This is a genomic window from Microbacterium sp. Bi98 (assembly GCF_918698045.1).
In the GTDB taxonomy this organism is placed as follows: domain Bacteria; phylum Actinomycetota; class Actinomycetes; order Actinomycetales; family Microbacteriaceae; genus Microbacterium.
In genome coordinates this window covers 24,595-39,626 of record NZ_CAKKLK010000012.1, presented here as the reverse complement: position 1 = coordinate 39,626, position 15,032 = coordinate 24,595, and the positions used below count along the sequence as shown (strand labels likewise).

Genomic DNA, 15,032 nt, shown 5'->3' with positions numbered 1-15,032 from the left:
TCAGCCGATCACCGCCCGGGGTTGGCTGCGGACGCCGTCGGAGATGCGCAGCAGGATGGCCACGATCAGCCAGTTGGCGATGAGCGAGGATCCACCGGCGGCGAGGAACGGCGTGGTCAGACCGGTCAGCGGGATGACCCTCGTCACGCCGCCGACCATGATGAACACCTGCAGCGCGATGGTGAACGAGAGGCCGATGGCGAGCAGCTTGCCGAAGTCGTCCTGACCCGCCAGTCCGATGCGCACGCCACGGCTCACGAAGACCATGTAGAGGCAGAGGATCGCGAACAGCCCGATCAGGCCGATCTCCTCGCCGAGGCTCGTGATGATGTAGTCGCTGTGGGCGAGGGGCGTGACGTCGGGGCGTCCCTGACCCCAGCCCGTGCCGAGAAGGCCGCCGTGCGCCAGCCCGAACAGGCCCTGCATGGGCTGGAAGCCGGCGCCGTCGGGGTCGACCTTCTCGGGGTCGAAGAGGAACAGCCAGTTGACGAAGCGGCCCTGCACGTAGCTGAGGATCTGTGTCGCCACCGCGACACCCGCAGCCACGAGGGCGAGGCCGATGAGCACCCAGCTGGTCTTGCCGGTCGCGACGTAGAGCATTGCGACGAACATGCCGAAGATCAGGGTTCCGGTTCCGAGGTCGCGCTGGATGACGATGATGCCGAGCGAGATCGCCCACACCACCAGAACCGGTCCGAGTTCGCGCATGCGCGGCCACATGATGCCGAGGAACTTCGTGCCGACAGACGTCAGGCTCTCCCGCGTGCGCACGAGATAGCCCGCGAAGAAGATCGCGAGGCAGATCTTGGCGAGCTCGCCGGGCTGGAAGGCGAACATGCCGCCGAGCGACACCCAGACCTGGGCGTTCGCATCGGGGATGCGCAGGCCCGGGACGAAGGGGAGCAGCAGGAGCAGGATGCCGGAGAGGCCGAAGATGTAGGTGTAGCGGAACAGCACCCGGTAGTTGCGCAGCAGGATCACGCACGCGATCGCCCCGGCGAGAGAGATGCCCGTCCACGCGAGCTGCTTCGTCGAGTAGGCGTCCCACCCTGTGAGGGACTTCGCGATGTCGATGCGATAGATCATCGCGATGCCGAGGCCGGTCAGCAGCGTGGCGATCGGCAGCAGGAACGGGTCGGCAGCCGACGCGACGGCACGCAGCACGAAGTGCACGGCGAAGGCCAGAACGGCGAGGCCACCGCCGATCGCCAGGATCATGGGGTCGATCAGACCCAGAGCACCGAGCTGCACGAGCGTGAGAGCGCCGCCACTGAGAGCGACGGCGAAGAGCAGCAGCCAGAACTCGCGGTTGCGCTGCGTCTGCGGCATCCGCATTCTCTTGAGGGCCTTGATGACGCTGGTGTCGGCCGTGACGTCGGCGGTCATCCTGCGTCCTCCGTCGGCGTCGCGGTGGGCAGGGGAGTGGGCAGCGGGGTCTCGCCGATCACGCGGTCGGCGCCGGCCTGGAGTCGCGCGACGATGGCCTCGGCATCCGAGAACGACCGCGCCGTGATCGTGCGCTCCACGGAGTCACGCTGGTACGGCGGAAGGTTGGCGAGCAGGATGTCGGTGTCGCGGAGCGGAGTCGACAGGGTGATCGGGCCGATGTTCTGCTGCACGCCCTGGTAGATCACGACACTGTCGTCGTCGGCGCCGACGAAGTAGCGCGTCTGCGTCCAGCTGTAGGCGGCGAAGGCGGCGAACACGAGCATCGCGACGACCACCAGCATCCCGGCGATCCATCCGAGACGGCGGCGCTTGGCGCGTCGACGGTCCTCTTCGATGAGCTCTTCGAGGTATTCGGGGGCCGGCTCGAAGTGGCTGGGCTCGTTCGCGGCCTGGCGTACCGGGTGCAGCCAGTTGCCGCGGGGCGCGCGCACCGGAGGAACGGTCACGTTGGCGGGGTTCGATGCCGAGCCGACGATCGTCGCCGTGCCGGAGTGCATCGCGTGCTGACCGCCGACCTCGACGAGGACGATCGTCACGTTGTCGGGGGCTCCGCCGTCGAGCGCCTGCTTGAGCAGGTTGTCGGCCGTGCGGCCAGGCGCCATCCCCATGCGCATCGCCTTGAGGATGTGCGCCTCGTCGACGACGCCCGAGAGGCCGTCGGAGCACAGCAGCCAGCGGTCGCCCGGCTGGGTGTGCATCACGAACATGTCGAGCTCGGGATCGGCGTCCATGTCGCTCAGCACGCGCATGAGCACCGAGCGACGCGGGTGGTATCGCGCCTCTTCGGGCGTGATGCGGCCCGAGTCGACGAGTCGCTGCACGAAGGTGTGGTCGGCCGTGATCTGCGTCACCGCGTCGTCGCGGTAGAGGTAGATGCGCGAGTCGCCGATGTGGCCGATGACCGCGTAGTCGTCGACCATGATGACGGCGCTGAGCGTGGTGCCGAGGCCGGCGAGCTCGGGACGGTCCTTGGCGGCGCGGATCAGATCGCCGGCCGCGGTGGTCGCGGCGGCCTGCAGTGAGGCCTGTGCGTCGTCGACCGACGAGTACGGCTGGTCGAGCGGCTCCATCCGGTGGATCGCGATGCTCGAGGCGACGTCACCGCCGGCGTGACCGCCCATGCCGTCGGCGACGACGAAGAGATTCGCCCCGGAGTACCCGGAATCCTGGTTGTTGGAGCGGACCTTCCCGGTGTGGGAGATCGCGGCGCTCGAGCCTTCGAAGACCATGCCGGGGTCAGGCTCGCAGCTCGAAGGTCGTGGCGCCCACCTTGATGGGGGTGTCGAGGGCGAGGGCGACGGGACCGCCGGTCACGCGCTGGCCGGCGACGAAGGTGCCGTTGGTCGAGTCGAGGTCCTGGATGGCCCAGCTGTCGCCGCGCAGCATCAGACGTGCGTGGTGACTGGACGTGTAGTCGTCGCGGATCACGAGGGCGGATTCGCTGGAGCGTCCGATCGTCAACGTCTCGTTGCCGAGGGGGAGCTCGAGCCCCGCCTTCGGACCGGAGGTGATGACGAGCCGCTTGGCCGTCGCGACCGTGGCGGGACCGGTGCTGGGCTTCGACGACGCGGGGCGCGAGGCCGGGGCGGATGCGGGCGACTGCGTCGGAGCAGGCGTCGCCGCGGCGACCTCGGCCGGGAGCTTGCGGACCTTCATGCCGAACAGATCGGCGCGCAGCGAGTAGACGACGCCGAACACGAAGAACCACAGCAGCAGCAGGAAGCCCACGCGCAGCAGCAGCAGGACGAGTTCACTGGGTGTGCTCACGAGATGGCCCCGAACGCGCGGGTCGCGTCGTCGTCGCGCGGCCGGGGCGGGCGCGACGGGGTGGCGACGGGAACGATGCGGAACACCAGGTCGGTGCGTCCGATGGTCAGGGTGGTGTCGGAGGGGAGGGCGGCTTCGCGCACCTTCTGGCCGTCGACCTTGGTGCCGTTCGTCGAGCCGAGATCGCGCATCATGGCGCGCTCTCCGTCCCAGAGGACCTCGACGTGCTTACGGCTGGATCCGGCGTCGGCGATAGTGATGTCGGCATCCGTTCCGCGGCCGATGACGGTGCGTGCGCGGGTGAGCGAGTGGCGACGCCCGTCGACGTCGATCACGGCCTGCCACTCGACGCGCCCCTCGACGGTTCCTGAGCTGACGTTGACCGTGCCGGTCGCGATCTTGTCGTCACCCTCGAGCGAGATCGAGAGCGGGCCGGAGAAGCTGTAACCCTGCGACTTCGCGTGCTTGGTGAGAAGCGCGTGCAGTTCGTCGGTGAGGGCTCCACCGAGCCCCTGCATGCGCTCGGCGTCGTCGGTGCTGAGGCGCACGACGAAGTTATTGGGCGCGATGATGCGGTCCCTGCTCACCACAGCCGCTTTGGTGTCCGCTTCGCGCCGAAGGGCGGAAGCGATCTCCACGGGCTGGATGCCGCTGCGGAAGGTCTTCGCGAAGGCGCTGTTCACAGCGCGCTCGAGACCCTTCTCAAAGCTGTCAAGTAGTCCCACTGGGCTCCTCTGGCATGCCGACCGGTAGGCACATCGTAGCGAGGTGTGCTGGGTGAACGCCCTCGCGAGGCGGGAAAACGCCGAGATTCCGGGGGAGTGGGGGAGTGGGATGCGCCGGATGCAGGACCTCGGCACGTCTGCAGGACCGAAGAACATCCTCTCGTCCGGCATCCGTGCCCGACTCCTGCAGACCGCGGCGGCGCCGGTTTCATCGATGGGCGAAACGCGTGATATCTTTGGGAAGTTGAGTTCTTCGGAGCCCGACATACTCGCGCGAGTGGCGGAATGGTAGACGCGCTGGCTTCAGGTGCCAGTGTCCTTATGGACGTGGGGGTTCAAGTCCCCCCTCGCGCACAGCGAGCAGTGAATGAGAGACAGGCCCGGTTCCTTTCGAGGAAGCCGGGCCTTTCTCATGCATCGGCAGAGGTGTCGGCGGGGCGTCAGCCTCGGATCGACCGCCGAGCGGCTTCGAAGCGCACCCAGTCGTGGTCGGATGCCGGCGTCAGCTCCCACTCCTCGACGGGGCCGCTCTCCCATGCCGTCGCTGCCACTGCACCACCGGCATCGGTGAGATCCGTCACCACGGCGGCGTCGAGCCGGCCTCCGGCGAGCAGCTTGTCCTGCGACGCCTTCTTCACCCGACCCCACCACTCAGGCTCAGGTGTCGCGGTGAGCACCTCGCCCTTCTTCAGGACGGCGGCGACGGCGTCGGCGCCACTGTCGGCGGAGTCGTCGACGACGAGAACGGGCGGGCGCTTCACGCCCAACGCCGCCATCACCGCCTCGCCGAGGGAGTCGTAGGCGCCGGCGCTCGCCCGACGGCCGTCGAGGGTGTGCTCGATGTGGAAGCTCATGGATGAAGGCTACTCACGGTGTGCGGACGACGCGCCGAGAACCCTCGCTTATTTTGAATGACTAAAAATAAGATACGGTGGGGAGACGACGTGGTGCCGGGGTTGCAGCCCCGGCACCACTGTCCGTGAGACACCACCATCCCTGACTGAGGAGGCTCGCATGAGTCACGAACACGCCCCAGAGTACCCACGCCAGACGCCCTCCATGGAGAAGTCCCTCGGACGGGACGGGCGCGAGCGCATCATCCGCCAGGCGCTCGAGCGCATCGACGGTGCGCCCGCGCCGACGGTCGACATGATGCAGGCGGCGATGGGGACGGAGTCACAGATCCGCCTCGTGCACGACGTCATCCGCGCCTACCTCGACGAGCACCGGTTCACCGACACGAAGGACTGGGCTCAGAGCCTTCGCGAACGATCGTCGCGCAGCGATCAGAAGGCGGAGGCGGTCTGAGATGCGAATCGACTCGATCACGCCTCTCTCCCTGTCTGCTTTCGCACAGCACGAGGCCGTGCAGCGCATCACACCCGCCGACCTGCTCGCCACTCCTCCTCGACTGACCGACTCGGGTCGTTTCGTCGGGCGGGTGGACTCGGGTGGTCTCGGCAGCCCGCGCTACTTCGTCGGGGAGTACCGCGACGGGGCGATGCCGAGCGCGCTCGTGCTCGAGTACGGCGCCGCGTCCGCCGGCGACGGGCGAGCGACCCGGGTGTGGAGCCTGGCCGACCGGCGGGGCACCACGCCCGACTACCGCCTCATCCACGACGACTCCTCCCGGGGGTATGTCACGGTGTGAGCGACCGGGCTCACAGCACCCTCGCAGGACTCGCCGCCTCCACGTGTTGGCGCTCAGGCCCCACTCGTGATGGTGTGAGCAGGTGAGATCGCCAGCTTCCCCCCACAGCGACGACCAGAACGACGTCACGTCAGGCTCCGAACCCGCGTCTCGACCGCGTCGTCGGCGCGGTCGAGTGATCGGCTGGATCAGCGTCGCCGTCGTGGCCGCCCTTGTCGCCGTGGGCGCCATCGCCTACGGGCAGCTGCAGGGCAACGTCACCACGGCGCCCATCCGCTCGGACGACGGTGAGAGCGAGCCCGAGCTCGCGACGGGCGATCTGAACATCCTGCTGCTCGGGTCCGATTCCCGGGCTCTCGAGTCCGAGGGCTTCGGCGAAGACGACGGCACCGAGCGCAGCGACGCGATGGTGATCGCTCACATCTCGAGTGACAACACCCGCATCGACGCCGTGCAGCTTCCGCGCGACACCGTCGGCGACCTGCCGGCGTGCGACGACAACGGGCGCGGGTCGTACGGCGGCGGCTGGGGGATGCTGAACTCGGCACTGCAGTACGGACCGGCCTGCTCCGTCGCGGCGGTCGAGCAGCTGACCGGTCTCGCGATAGACCACTTCGTGCAGATGGACTTCGAGGGGTTCATCGGCATGGTCGACGCGATGGGCGGCATCGACGTGTGCCTGCCGGAGCCGCTGCAGGACGGGCACGCACGCCTCGACCTGCCCGCCGGCCCCCAGTCGATCAACGGCGACCAGGCACTCGCACTCGCTCGCACGCGCCATGCGCTCGCTCAGGAGAGCGACATCGCCCGCCTCGGGCACCAGCAGATGGTGCTCTCGGCGATCGTGCAGAAGGCCACCAAGTCCGCCGTGCTCGTGCGCCCCGACCGGCTCTACGCGTTCCTCGATGCCGTGACGTCGTCGATGACCGTCGACCCCGGTCTCGGAGCCCTGACCGATCTCGCCGGCCTCGCCGCGCGGGTCGCGAATGTTCCGCTCAGCAGCGTCACATTCCTCACCATGCCGACGACCGAGGCCCCGGAGGACCCCAATCGCGTCGTGCCGACCGCGGACGCCGACGTCATCTTCCGGGCGCTGATCGACGACGTGCCGATCGTGCTCACCACCGACGAGGTGCAGCCCGAGGCGCCGGTGCGCACCGCGCCCGTGCAGATCCTCAACGGTGCCGGTGTCAGCGGTCTGGCGTCCCGCGTCTCCGATGACGCGACGGGCTACGGATACACCGTCGCCGGCATCGCCAATGCCGACCCGGTCGACCTCACGACCATCACGGCCGCAGACACCCCTGACGCCCAGCAGACGGCGCAGGCGCTCGCCGCAGAGCTCGGCATCCAGGTCGTCGTCCAGGTCGGAGACGTCGACGGCGTGCAGCTGCTGCTCGGCGCCGACTACGAAGCACTCACCTCGCAGCCCCGCGCCACCCCGGTGCCACCGCGGCCGGTGGATGCGGTGAACCGCAGCGCCGACACCGACCTCTGCGCCGCCTGAGGCGTACCCATCACGCCTCCGTGGCGTGCGCGGTGTACGACGACTTTCCAAATTGGAAAGTGGCCCGGGTCACCGAACAGGACCGGCAGACTGGAGAGGACTTCCTTCCTCTTCGTCAGGAGACGCAATGCCGGAACAGCCTCGCCGAACCCCCAGCCAAGCCGTGCTCAGCGTGCAGCAGGTCGAGCAGGTCAGCCCCGACCTCGTGCGCATCACGGCCGGAGGCGACGGGTACGAGGCCTTCACCGACAACGTCTACACCGACAAGTACGTCAAGATCCTGTTCGCCGAGCCTCGCCACGGGCTCACCCCTCCCTACGATCTCGCTCAGCTGCGGGAGCACAGCCCCGAGAAGCTGCCCACTCCGCGCACATACACGGTGCGAGCAGCGGATGCTGAGCGCCAACGTCTCGTCATCGACTTCGTCGTGCACGGCGATGAGGGTGTCGCCGGTCCGTGGGCTCGACGTGCACAGGTCGGGGACACGCTGGTCGTCAGCGGCGCGGGCGGCGGCTACCTGCCCGAGCCGGGAGCGCCGTGGCATCTGCTCATCGGCGACCACACCGCGCTCCCGGCGATCTCGTCGGCCCTCGAGGCGATGGACTCGGATGCCGTCGGGCACGTCATCCTCACCGTCGCCGACCCCGGCGACCGCATCCTTCCCGATGCTCCATCCGGAGTGGCGGTGCGATGGACTGAGTCCGATGACGAGCTGCTGGCCGTCCTCGCAGAGCTGGCCAGGTCGGACGGGCACCCCGGTGTGTTCGCGCACGGTGAGCGCGGAACCATCAAGGCCGTTCGGGCCCTGCTGAAGCAGCGCGAGGTGCCCAGAGAGTCGTTGTCGATCTCCGCCTACTGGGCGCGAGGCCGCGCGGAAGACCAGTTCCAGGCCGAGAAGCGGGAGCCCATCGGTCAGATCGAGTAGGCGCCGAAGCGCGGTCAGAAGCCCTCGGGATCCCGCGGCGTGTAGGCGCCCTCCAGCTCTGCGAGCTCGGCGGCCTCGAGTCGGATGCTGACGGCTGCGACGGCATCGTCGATGTGGGCGGCCTTGGTCGCGCCGACGATCGGGGCGGTCACCGCCGACTGCTGCGCGACCCACGCGAGGGCGATCTGCGCCCGGGAGACGCCGCGTCCCTCGGCGACGCGAGCCACCGCATCCACGATCGCCCGATTCGACTCCTCTTCGCGGTGGTAGAGCGTCGCGCCGAAGGCATCGGTCGCCGTGCGCGTGGTCGTCTCGTCCCACTCCCGCGTCAGCCTGCCACGCGCCAGCGGCGACCAGGGCAGCACGCCGACGCCCGAGTCGAGGCAGAACGGATGCATCTCCCGCTCCTCCTCGCGCTGCAGCAGGTTGTACTGATCCTGCATCGAGACGAAGCGCGTCCAGCCGTTCTGCGCGGCGACACCCTGGGCCTTGGCGAACTGCCACGCCCACATCGATGATGCGCCGATGTAACGAGCCTTGCCCGAGCGGACGACGTCGTGCAGCGCCTCCATGGTCTCTTCGATCGGCGTCTCGGGGTCCCACCGGTGGATCTGGTAGAGATCGACATACTCGGTGCCGAGGCGCGTCAAGCTCGCGTCGATGCCCGACAGGATGTGCCCGCGGCTGAGTCCGGCCTGATTCGCGCCCGGGCCCATGCGCCCGTGCACCTTCGTCGCGAGCACGATCTCGTCGCGGCGCGCGAAGTCCTTGAGTGCACGGCCGACGAATTCCTCGCTCGTGCCGTCGGAGTACACGTCGGCGGTGTCGAACGTCGTGATTCCTGCCTCGAGAGCCTGCGCGATCAGCGGGCGGCTCGCCTGCTCATCGAGCGACCATCCGTGTGCGCCGCGGTCCGGTGCGCCGAAGCTCATGCATCCGAGCACCACCTTCGAGATCTTCACTCCGGAACGGCCGAGCCTGACGCTGTCTGCTGTGTCGAGCATCCGAGATCTCCCTCGAGTCGTGGTCTGCGATCGATGCTCTCACGGTCACGCGCGGTGCGGGGTCGTCGGTCACAGGAAGACGCGGAGGTAGTCGCCGATCTTCTCGCCGCTGTCTTCGGGGACGACCTCGACGCTGAGTCGGGCGCGCACGCCGGCGGTCTCGACCTCGATCGGCATCGCCCCGCATCCCATGACCGGCCCGTTCTCAACGCCGTCGATCACCAGGCAGACCCTTCCGAGCCCGCTCTCATCACTCGCCTCGACGGCGTAGAAAGTGTGCCCTTCGGAGTCCTCGCCGAGCAGGCGCGCCGTGTCGGGGACCACCGTCGCGATCTGGTCGGACGTGACCGACTCAGGCAGGCGGGCGGATTCGCCGCTGGCGAGAAGGTCGACCGTCGGAGCGTTGACGCAGCCGGCCAGAAGCGCGACCGCCCCGAGCGCGAGAGCCGCGCTCACCAGTGGACGGAGGCGCGAGCGGTTCATGACCACACCATAGGGGCGACCGGGTGTCGACACAATCGAGCAGCCCGCCGAATCGGCTCGGCCTGTGACGTCACCCGTCGGGATCGGGGCGGGAATGATCCTCGCCCTCCGCCGGGCTGTCAACCGCCCTGCGCTCGCCGCGGATCGGACGCATCATGAGAGCTCGGACACCAACCCTGGAGGGCATCATGTCGAACATCGACGCTTTCGCGAACAGCTTCCCGCCGGACATGCCCGGCATCCCCCGAGTCGACGACTTCTCGGACGGCACCTTCCCCACCGATACCGACCAGCCCGAGACCCAGGGCGACGACCCGGTCGACGCCGAGCTGGGCGACGACGGACAGGGTGACCTGGCTCCGGAGGACGAGGGTCTGCAGCACAGCGGCGACGCGCCGACCGACCTGCGGGACGGCACCGAGTGAGCGGCCGCGGCGAGGAGTCCGGTCAGGATCTCGGCGGTGCAGAACCCTCCGAGGAAGGGATCGCCGCGCTGATCGAAGACCGCAACGCGGACGACCCCGACCAGGTCGGAGAGACTCCCGCCGGAAACGCTGGCGCCGACTCGGGCGGTTCCGGTGCGGTGCGCGTCGACCCGTCGTCGGAGTCATCCGTGCAGGACGAGTCCATCCACAACGACGAACCGGGTATCGGAACGCGACGCTCGGGCGACTGACCGTCGCCATCTGTGCGACGACCGCAGCGAAGGAGATCTCTCTCGACGAAGGGTGAGCCGTCGGCATCCGTCCTTCGTGCTGCGAGATCTCCTTCCCTGCGTGTGCGCGCAGTCATAGGATGCTGCGGGTGAGCGATGCACTGGATGACGGCCCCTTCTTCCACGGCACCAAGGCAGACCTGCGACCGGGCGACCTGCTGACCGCCGGATATCCGTCGAACTACCGGCCCGAGATCGTGATGAACCACATCTACTTCACCGCCGTGGCCGACGGTGCGGGACTCGCCGCCGAACTCGCGCCGGGTGATCGCGAGCCGCGGGTCTACGAGGTCGAGCCGACCGGGGACTTCGAGAACGACCCGAATGTGACCGACAAGAAGTTCCCCGGCAATCCGACCCGTTCCTATCGCAGCGCGGAGCCGCTGAGGGTCGTCCGCGAGGTGCTCGACTGGACCCGCCTCTCGGCCGAGGCGCTCGCCGCATGGCGTGAACGGCTCGCGACGCTCCGCTCCGACGACCGCGCGGAGATCATCAACTGAGCGCCGGCGCGGGGCGTCTCAGTGTCGGACCAACCGCCGGGCGAGCGATCCGAGAACGCGGTCGATGATGACGAAGACGAAGCCGACCGCGACGAGAGCGACCGTGAGGGCGATGATCCACTGAGCGACGCCCGCGACCCCGAGCACGTCGACATCCATGAACGGGTAGGGATACGCCTGTCCTGGTGTGAACTCGCCGCCGAGCGCACCGTAGACGAAAGCCCAGGTCAGATACACGTAGGGGAGCAGTGTCCACAGCAGAGGATCGATCCACCGGAACGATCCCTTCGGCACGAAGACCAGCCAGTCGACGATCACCAGCACGGGCGTGATGATGTGGATCAGGTTGTCGGTGAGTGAGAAGATCTCGGCGTCGCCGTCGGCGAACCTCGAGGGAACGAGCACGATCAGGTAGATCAGCATGGTCACGGTGATCGCGAACATCACCGCTCCACTGCCGCGTGCGCTGGGCGTCGATGTGCCGAACCGTCCGCGCTGACGCAGATCGCCGACCGTGCGGACGAGGAGGAGCAGCACCCACGCGAGACACAGGAGGTTGCTGACCATCGTGTAGAACAGCAGGGTCGTCCACGCCGGCTGACCGGTCAGGATGTCGGAGTGCCGGATGACACCGGTGAGGATGATGGCGAGCGCCACGACCCGGTAGACGAGTGCGGCCGGTCGGAAGTTCACCGCGGCGCGGGAGAACAACGGGGTGCGACGGGGCACGGACTCCGGGAGGGCGGAAGCCGTGGACAGGGAGGCGACGGCTTTGGACATCCTTCGAGGCTACGCGTCCTGAGGCGGCGTCAACGCCGATTCAGCGGCGCACCGGGTCGGAGCCGGCGTCGAGGAAGCGCTCGAGGTCGCGCAGAGTCGGTGCCGCCTCCCAGTCGCCGGGAACGAGGCAGGCCATGGCGCCACAGGCATTCGCCCGGAGCAGGACCGCATCGACCGCCTGGCCGTCGAGCAGGGCGCTCAGATACCCGGCCACGAACGCATCGCCCGCACCGACCGTGTCGACCGGCTCGATCGTGAACCCCGGCGAGTCGACCACCGATCCGGCGGTGAGGACCGAGGCGCCGTCAGGTCCCTGCTTGAGCACGGTCGTCGCGCATCCGGCCTCCCGCAGGCGTTCCGCGGCATCCGCTGCCGAGGTGCCGGGATACAGGATGGCGAACTCCTCGTCGCCGCCGAAGACGATGTCGGCACGTTCCGCGAGTTCGCGCAGCACGGACCCGGCGACATCGGGCGACGCCAGCGCCGACCGGTAGTTGATGTCGAAGCTCACGATCGTTTCGGCTGCCCGAGCACGATCGATGGCTGAGTGGACGGCCGCCCGGGCCGTCTCGGACAGCAGCGGAGTGATCCCGGTGATGTGCAGGAGCGACGCGTCCTCGACCCACCCGTCGGGCAGGTCCTCCGGTCGCAGCCGTGATCCGGCTGACCCCGCACGGTAATAGTGCACCGCGGTGGATGCCGCAGACGGGCGCTCCTTCACCATGAGGCCGGTCGCGGCATCCGGGTCGACGATCGCGCGCACGTCGACGCCATCACCGCGGATCTCTCGGACGATGCGCTCGCCGAGAGAGTCGTCGCCGACGCGGCCCAGCCACGAGGTCGTGACTCCGAGTCGCGCGAGTCCGATCGCGACGTTGCTCTCAGCACCGCCGATGCCGAACGCCATCGAGTTCGCATGACGCAGCGAGCCGATCTCGGTCGTGCGCACGAGCGCCATCGTCTCTCCGAGCGTGACGACGGACGGCGACGAGGTGGTCACTCGGCGCTCCGCGCGCAGACGTCGACGAATGACGCGGCGCGCTCCCGCAGTGCATGCAGGTCACCGCCGGCGAACGCGTCGCCGAGCAGCGGCCCGCCGACGCTCACCGCCACCGCACCGGCACGCAGCCACGCCTCGGCCCCGGCAAGATCGACTCCCCCCGAGGGCACGGCGACGAGGTCGGGGAAGGGGCCGCGCAGATCCTTCAGGTACGCGGGTCCGACCTGCCCCGCGGGGAACGTCGCGCGAGCGTGCGAGCGCCACGGCATCCGTCTCACCGGGCTCAGCCACCATGCCGCGTCCATTCAGGGCGGACGGGCCGCAGCCGCACCGGCGGCGGCGAGCGGCGCCACGGCCGTCATCGCCTACAACGACCTCGTCGCCCTGGGACTCGAGGCGGGATTGCTCGAGCTGGGCAAGCGGTGCCCCGCCGACATCAGCATCGTCGGCATCGATGACATCGACCTCGCGGGTGCGGTCACCCCGGCGCTCACGACGGTGCGGATGCCGATCGAACGCAGTGGCGCGCTCGCCGTCGACCTGCTCCTTCAGGCGATGAACGGCACCGCGATCGACGACGTCGTGACCCTCGGGTCGCAGCTGATCGTGCGCGCGTCGACCGCTCCGCCGCTTGACGACTCCCGCTGAGTCGCCCACCGTCGCACCGTGTCCGACAGGTGAGTACCGCGGAGTGCGGCCCGTGTCAGCGGAGGATCCCCTTCCGGCGCGCCTCCGAGACGGCCGCGGTGCGTGAGGTGACATCGAGCTTCGAGAAGATGTGCGCGAGATGCGATTTCACGGTCGTCTCGCTGACGAAGAGCTCGTCGGCGACCTCGCTGTTCGACCGGCCGGCGGCGACGCGCTCGAGCACCTCGATCTCACGGCTGCTGAGACTGACTCGGGGTGCACGCATCCGGTCGAGCAATCGCGAGGCGATCACGGGCGCGAGAGCACTCTCTCCGGCGGCCGCCGCGCGCACGGCGGCGGTCAGCTCGTGCGGCGGGGCGTCCTTCAGCAGATATCCGCTCGCACCGGCCTCGACGGCGCCGAGGATGTCGGCATCCGAGTCGTAGTTGGTGAGCACGAGCACGTAGGGCGGCGCTTCGAGCGCCCGGATGCGTCGCGTCGCATCCACACCCGTGGTCGCCGTCTGAGAGCCGAACTGGAGGTCCATCAACACCACGTCGGGGTTCTCGCGCTCCGCGCAGGCGACCGCTTCATCAGGCGTTGCCGCCTCCGCGACCACCTCGAGATCCGGTTCCAGGCTGAACAGGGCATGGAGACCGGCTCGGACGATGGGGTGGTCGTCGGCGATCACGAGGCGGATCATGCGAACTCCGTGAGGGGGAGGTCGACGGTGAGCGTCGTTCCCCGCCCGGATGCCGTGTCGATCACGAGTCTTCCCCCGAGCTGCTCCACTCGCTCGGCGGTGGCGCGCAGACCGAACGAGTCGGACTTCTCAGCGGTACCCGGCGCAGGGAGCTCGGCGTCGAATCCGTCTCCGTCATCTTCGACCGTGAAGCGCAGGTGGTCGTTCTCGATGCCGATGGTGACCGTCGCCGTCGTCGCGTGAGCGTGCTGGATGACGTTGGCGATGGCTCCCTGCGTGATGCGCAGCAGCGCCGTCTGCAGGTGCATGGGCAGCACGACAGCGTCGGACACCCGCACCTGGACGTCGAGTCCCTGCGTCGCCCACTGCGTTCGCGCCAGTCGGCGCAGCGCCCCGCCGAGGGTCTGGTCGTCGAGCTGGGGTGGGGTCAGCTCACGGATGAATCGCCGAGCCTCGACGAGGTTCGCGGCGGCCGTCTCGCGCGCGAGCCGGATGTGCTCGATGCCCGGTCGGGTGTCATCGGCGCGTTCCGCGGCGTGCAGCAGCATCTGGATGCTGGAGAGTCCCTGCGCGAGTGTGTCGTGGATCTCGCGGGCGAGCCGGGCGCGCTCCGCGAGGACCCCCGACTCGTGTTCGCGCGCGGCGAGCTGTCCGCGGGTCGCCAGCAGTTCGCTGACCAGCGCCTCACGCTGCTGGGCCTCTCTCGCGAGGGCCTGGTAGCCGAGGCCGATCAGGAGGGCGACGCCGGCGCCGACGAACGGGCCGACCACGCCGCCGACGCTCCACCCGCCGTGGATGCCGAGGGCGCAGACGGCGACGATCGTCGCGGCCAGTATCGCCGCCGATCCCGCCCAGCGCCCCAGAAGGTGCAGGAACAGGAAGAACAGGGGGAACACGAGGTAGGCGGCGTCGGCGCTCACCCACAGCAGGCCCAACCACTCCGCCGAGAGCAGGGCGAGCCAGATCAGTGACGTCAGCCGTCGTCCGCGGGAGAGACGAGCGAGCAGCGCACCCGACGCATACGTCGCGCCGACGATCAGCGCCAGGACGATCGCGGACGCGCTCGACTCCGACGGGTCGAGCACGGCCCGCGCGATGACGACCCCCGTCAGGGCGAAGAAGAGGACGTGGAGACCGGTCCGCAGACCCACGAACACCGGGGTCAGAGCGGTATGCGCCATGGCTCGAACTCTACG

At 68.9% G+C, this 15,032-nt stretch carries 20 protein-coding genes and 1 tRNA gene; 9 read left to right on the top strand and 12 right to left on the bottom strand.

Going from position 1 to position 15,032, the window contains the following annotated elements; all coding sequences use genetic code 11:
- From LQZ85_RS15185 to LQZ85_RS15170, 4 genes are read right to left on the bottom strand one after another with little or no spacing between them, the layout of a single operon-like run.
- Complete coding sequence (locus LQZ85_RS15185; RefSeq protein ID WP_053098270.1) at nucleotides 1–1,386, bottom strand: FtsW/RodA/SpoVE family cell cycle protein; 1,386 nt, start codon at nucleotides 1,384–1,386, stop codon at nucleotides 1–3.
- The gene (locus LQZ85_RS15180; protein WP_053098271.1) at nucleotides 1,383–2,678 is read right to left on the bottom strand and encodes a PP2C family serine/threonine-protein phosphatase; all 1,296 of its coding nucleotides are present in this window, start codon (nucleotides 2,676–2,678) and stop codon (nucleotides 1,383–1,385) included. The genes LQZ85_RS15185 and LQZ85_RS15180 overlap by 4 nt, the downstream gene beginning before the upstream one ends.
- Nucleotides 2,679–2,685: 7 nt before the next feature.
- Nucleotides 2,686–3,216 (bottom strand): FHA domain-containing protein, encoded by a 531-nt coding sequence (locus tag LQZ85_RS15175; protein ID WP_230101133.1) that lies wholly within the window; start codon nucleotides 3,214–3,216, stop codon nucleotides 2,686–2,688.
- On the bottom strand, nucleotides 3,213–3,941 hold the full coding sequence (locus LQZ85_RS15170; protein ID WP_053098273.1) for a DUF3662 and FHA domain-containing protein: 729 nt from the start codon (nucleotides 3,939–3,941) through the stop codon (nucleotides 3,213–3,215). Before LQZ85_RS15170 ends, LQZ85_RS15175 begins: the two co-directional genes overlap by 4 nt.
- Before the next feature lie 271 nt (nucleotides 3,942–4,212).
- On the opposite strand from LQZ85_RS15170, the gene LQZ85_RS15165 reads away from it, so the two are divergent.
- A tRNA-Leu gene (locus LQZ85_RS15165) sits at nucleotides 4,213–4,295 on the top strand.
- An 86-nt stretch (nucleotides 4,296–4,381) separates the two neighbouring features.
- Here the strand turns inward: LQZ85_RS15165 and LQZ85_RS15160 are convergent.
- Nucleotides 4,382–4,795, bottom strand: a complete 414-nt coding sequence (locus tag LQZ85_RS15160) for a hypothetical protein (RefSeq protein ID WP_056275727.1) — start codon at nucleotides 4,793–4,795, stop codon at nucleotides 4,382–4,384.
- Between the two features lie 160 nt (nucleotides 4,796–4,955).
- Between LQZ85_RS15160 and LQZ85_RS15155 the strand changes: the two genes are divergently transcribed.
- From LQZ85_RS15155 to LQZ85_RS15140, 4 genes are all read left to right on the top strand, one after another.
- The gene (locus tag LQZ85_RS15155; RefSeq protein WP_056275729.1) at nucleotides 4,956–5,249 is read left to right on the top strand and encodes a hypothetical protein; all 294 of its coding nucleotides are present in this window, start codon (nucleotides 4,956–4,958) and stop codon (nucleotides 5,247–5,249) included.
- Nucleotide 5,250: 1 nt separating this feature from the next.
- Nucleotides 5,251–5,592, top strand: a complete 342-nt coding sequence (locus LQZ85_RS15150; RefSeq protein ID WP_056275731.1) for a hypothetical protein — start codon at nucleotides 5,251–5,253, stop codon at nucleotides 5,590–5,592.
- A gap of 82 nt (nucleotides 5,593–5,674) precedes the next feature.
- Nucleotides 5,675–7,099: an LCP family protein gene (locus tag LQZ85_RS15145; RefSeq protein ID WP_162253841.1), complete on the top strand. Its 1,425-nt coding sequence runs from the start codon at nucleotides 5,675–5,677 to the stop codon at nucleotides 7,097–7,099.
- Nucleotides 7,100–7,226: 127 nt separating this feature from the next.
- The gene (locus LQZ85_RS15140) at nucleotides 7,227–8,024 is read left to right on the top strand and encodes a siderophore-interacting protein (protein ID WP_230101132.1); all 798 of its coding nucleotides are present in this window, start codon (nucleotides 7,227–7,229) and stop codon (nucleotides 8,022–8,024) included.
- A gap of 14 nt (nucleotides 8,025–8,038) precedes the next feature.
- Here LQZ85_RS15140 and LQZ85_RS15135 read toward each other — a convergent pair whose 3' ends face one another.
- Together LQZ85_RS15135 and LQZ85_RS15130 are read right to left on the bottom strand one after the other, a co-directional pair.
- Entirely contained in the window at nucleotides 8,039–9,028 is a 990-nt protein-coding gene (locus LQZ85_RS15135; RefSeq protein WP_056275737.1) for an aldo/keto reductase, read from the bottom strand.
- 69 nt (nucleotides 9,029–9,097) lie between these two features.
- Nucleotides 9,098–9,511 (bottom strand): hypothetical protein, encoded by a 414-nt coding sequence (locus LQZ85_RS15130; protein ID WP_056275740.1) that lies wholly within the window; start codon nucleotides 9,509–9,511, stop codon nucleotides 9,098–9,100.
- A gap of 188 nt (nucleotides 9,512–9,699) precedes the next feature.
- Between LQZ85_RS15130 and LQZ85_RS15125 the strand changes: the two genes are divergently transcribed.
- From LQZ85_RS15125 to arr, 3 genes are all read left to right on the top strand, one after another.
- Nucleotides 9,700–9,936 (top strand): hypothetical protein, encoded by a 237-nt coding sequence (locus LQZ85_RS15125; protein WP_053098280.1) that lies wholly within the window; start codon nucleotides 9,700–9,702, stop codon nucleotides 9,934–9,936.
- Nucleotides 9,933–10,187, top strand: a complete 255-nt coding sequence (locus tag LQZ85_RS15120) for a hypothetical protein (RefSeq protein WP_053098281.1) — start codon at nucleotides 9,933–9,935, stop codon at nucleotides 10,185–10,187. The genes LQZ85_RS15125 and LQZ85_RS15120 overlap by 4 nt, the downstream gene beginning before the upstream one ends.
- Before the next feature lie 128 nt (nucleotides 10,188–10,315).
- Nucleotides 10,316–10,726, top strand: a complete 411-nt coding sequence (arr, locus tag LQZ85_RS15115) for an NAD(+)--rifampin ADP-ribosyltransferase (RefSeq protein WP_056277587.1) — start codon at nucleotides 10,316–10,318, stop codon at nucleotides 10,724–10,726.
- Between the two features lie 18 nt (nucleotides 10,727–10,744).
- On the opposite strand, the gene LQZ85_RS15110 is transcribed toward arr, so the two are convergent.
- From LQZ85_RS15110 to LQZ85_RS15100, 3 genes are read right to left on the bottom strand one after another with little or no spacing between them, the layout of a single operon-like run.
- Nucleotides 10,745–11,506, bottom strand: a complete 762-nt coding sequence (locus tag LQZ85_RS15110; RefSeq protein WP_230101131.1) for a Pr6Pr family membrane protein — start codon at nucleotides 11,504–11,506, stop codon at nucleotides 10,745–10,747.
- Nucleotides 11,507–11,546: 40 nt separating this feature from the next.
- Complete coding sequence (locus tag LQZ85_RS15105) at nucleotides 11,547–12,506, bottom strand: sugar kinase (RefSeq protein ID WP_290368298.1); 960 nt, start codon at nucleotides 12,504–12,506, stop codon at nucleotides 11,547–11,549.
- Nucleotides 12,503–12,775 carry a hypothetical protein gene (locus LQZ85_RS15100; protein WP_230101161.1) on the bottom strand — a complete coding sequence of 91 codons (273 nt, stop codon included), beginning with the start codon at nucleotides 12,773–12,775 and terminating at the stop codon, nucleotides 12,503–12,505. Before LQZ85_RS15100 ends, LQZ85_RS15105 begins: the two co-directional genes overlap by 4 nt.
- On the opposite strand from LQZ85_RS15100, the gene LQZ85_RS15095 reads away from it, so the two are divergent.
- Complete coding sequence (locus tag LQZ85_RS15095) at nucleotides 12,774–13,154, top strand: substrate-binding domain-containing protein (protein ID WP_230101160.1); 381 nt, start codon at nucleotides 12,774–12,776, stop codon at nucleotides 13,152–13,154. The two genes, LQZ85_RS15100 and LQZ85_RS15095, sit on opposite strands and share 2 nt — an antisense overlap.
- A 55-nt stretch (nucleotides 13,155–13,209) precedes the next feature.
- Here the strand turns inward: LQZ85_RS15095 and LQZ85_RS15090 are convergent, their stop codons facing one another.
- On the bottom strand, nucleotides 13,210–13,836 hold the full coding sequence (locus LQZ85_RS15090) for a response regulator transcription factor (RefSeq protein WP_230101129.1): 627 nt from the start codon (nucleotides 13,834–13,836) through the stop codon (nucleotides 13,210–13,212).
- Nucleotides 13,833–15,017 carry a sensor histidine kinase gene (locus tag LQZ85_RS15085; protein WP_230101128.1) on the bottom strand — a complete coding sequence of 395 codons (1,185 nt, stop codon included), beginning with the start codon at nucleotides 15,015–15,017 and terminating at the stop codon, nucleotides 13,833–13,835. Before LQZ85_RS15085 ends, LQZ85_RS15090 begins: the two co-directional genes overlap by 4 nt.
- Between the last annotated feature and the right edge of the window lie 15 nt (nucleotides 15,018–15,032).

Coding starts and splice junctions, on each gene's coding strand:
- LQZ85_RS15185 (WP_053098270.1), bottom strand. CDS start 1,386: ATGACCGCCGACGTCACGGCCGACACCAGCGTCATCAAGGCCCTCAAG.
- LQZ85_RS15180 (WP_053098271.1), bottom strand. CDS start 2,678: ATGGTCTTCGAAGGCTCGAGCGCCGCGATCTCCCACACCGGGAAGGTC.
- LQZ85_RS15160 (WP_056275727.1), bottom strand. CDS start 4,795: ATGAGCTTCCACATCGAGCACACCCTCGACGGCCGTCGGGCGAGCGCC.
- LQZ85_RS15155 (WP_056275729.1), top strand. CDS start 4,956: ATGAGTCACGAACACGCCCCAGAGTACCCACGCCAGACGCCCTCCATG.
- LQZ85_RS15150 (WP_056275731.1), top strand. CDS start 5,251: ATGCGAATCGACTCGATCACGCCTCTCTCCCTGTCTGCTTTCGCACAG.
- LQZ85_RS15140 (WP_230101132.1), top strand. CDS start 7,227: ATGCCGGAACAGCCTCGCCGAACCCCCAGCCAAGCCGTGCTCAGCGTG.
- LQZ85_RS15135 (WP_056275737.1), bottom strand. CDS start 9,028: ATGCTCGACACAGCAGACAGCGTCAGGCTCGGCCGTTCCGGAGTGAAG.
- LQZ85_RS15130 (WP_056275740.1), bottom strand. CDS start 9,511: ATGAACCGCTCGCGCCTCCGTCCACTGGTGAGCGCGGCTCTCGCGCTC.
- LQZ85_RS15125 (WP_053098280.1), top strand. CDS start 9,700: ATGTCGAACATCGACGCTTTCGCGAACAGCTTCCCGCCGGACATGCCC.
- LQZ85_RS15110 (WP_230101131.1), bottom strand. CDS start 11,506: ATGTCCAAAGCCGTCGCCTCCCTGTCCACGGCTTCCGCCCTCCCGGAG.
- LQZ85_RS15100 (WP_230101161.1), bottom strand. CDS start 12,775: ATGCCGTGGCGCTCGCACGCTCGCGCGACGTTCCCCGCGGGGCAGGTC.
- LQZ85_RS15090 (WP_230101129.1), bottom strand. CDS start 13,836: ATGATCCGCCTCGTGATCGCCGACGACCACCCCATCGTCCGAGCCGGT.
- LQZ85_RS15085 (WP_230101128.1), bottom strand. CDS start 15,017: ATGGCGCATACCGCTCTGACCCCGGTGTTCGTGGGTCTGCGGACCGGT.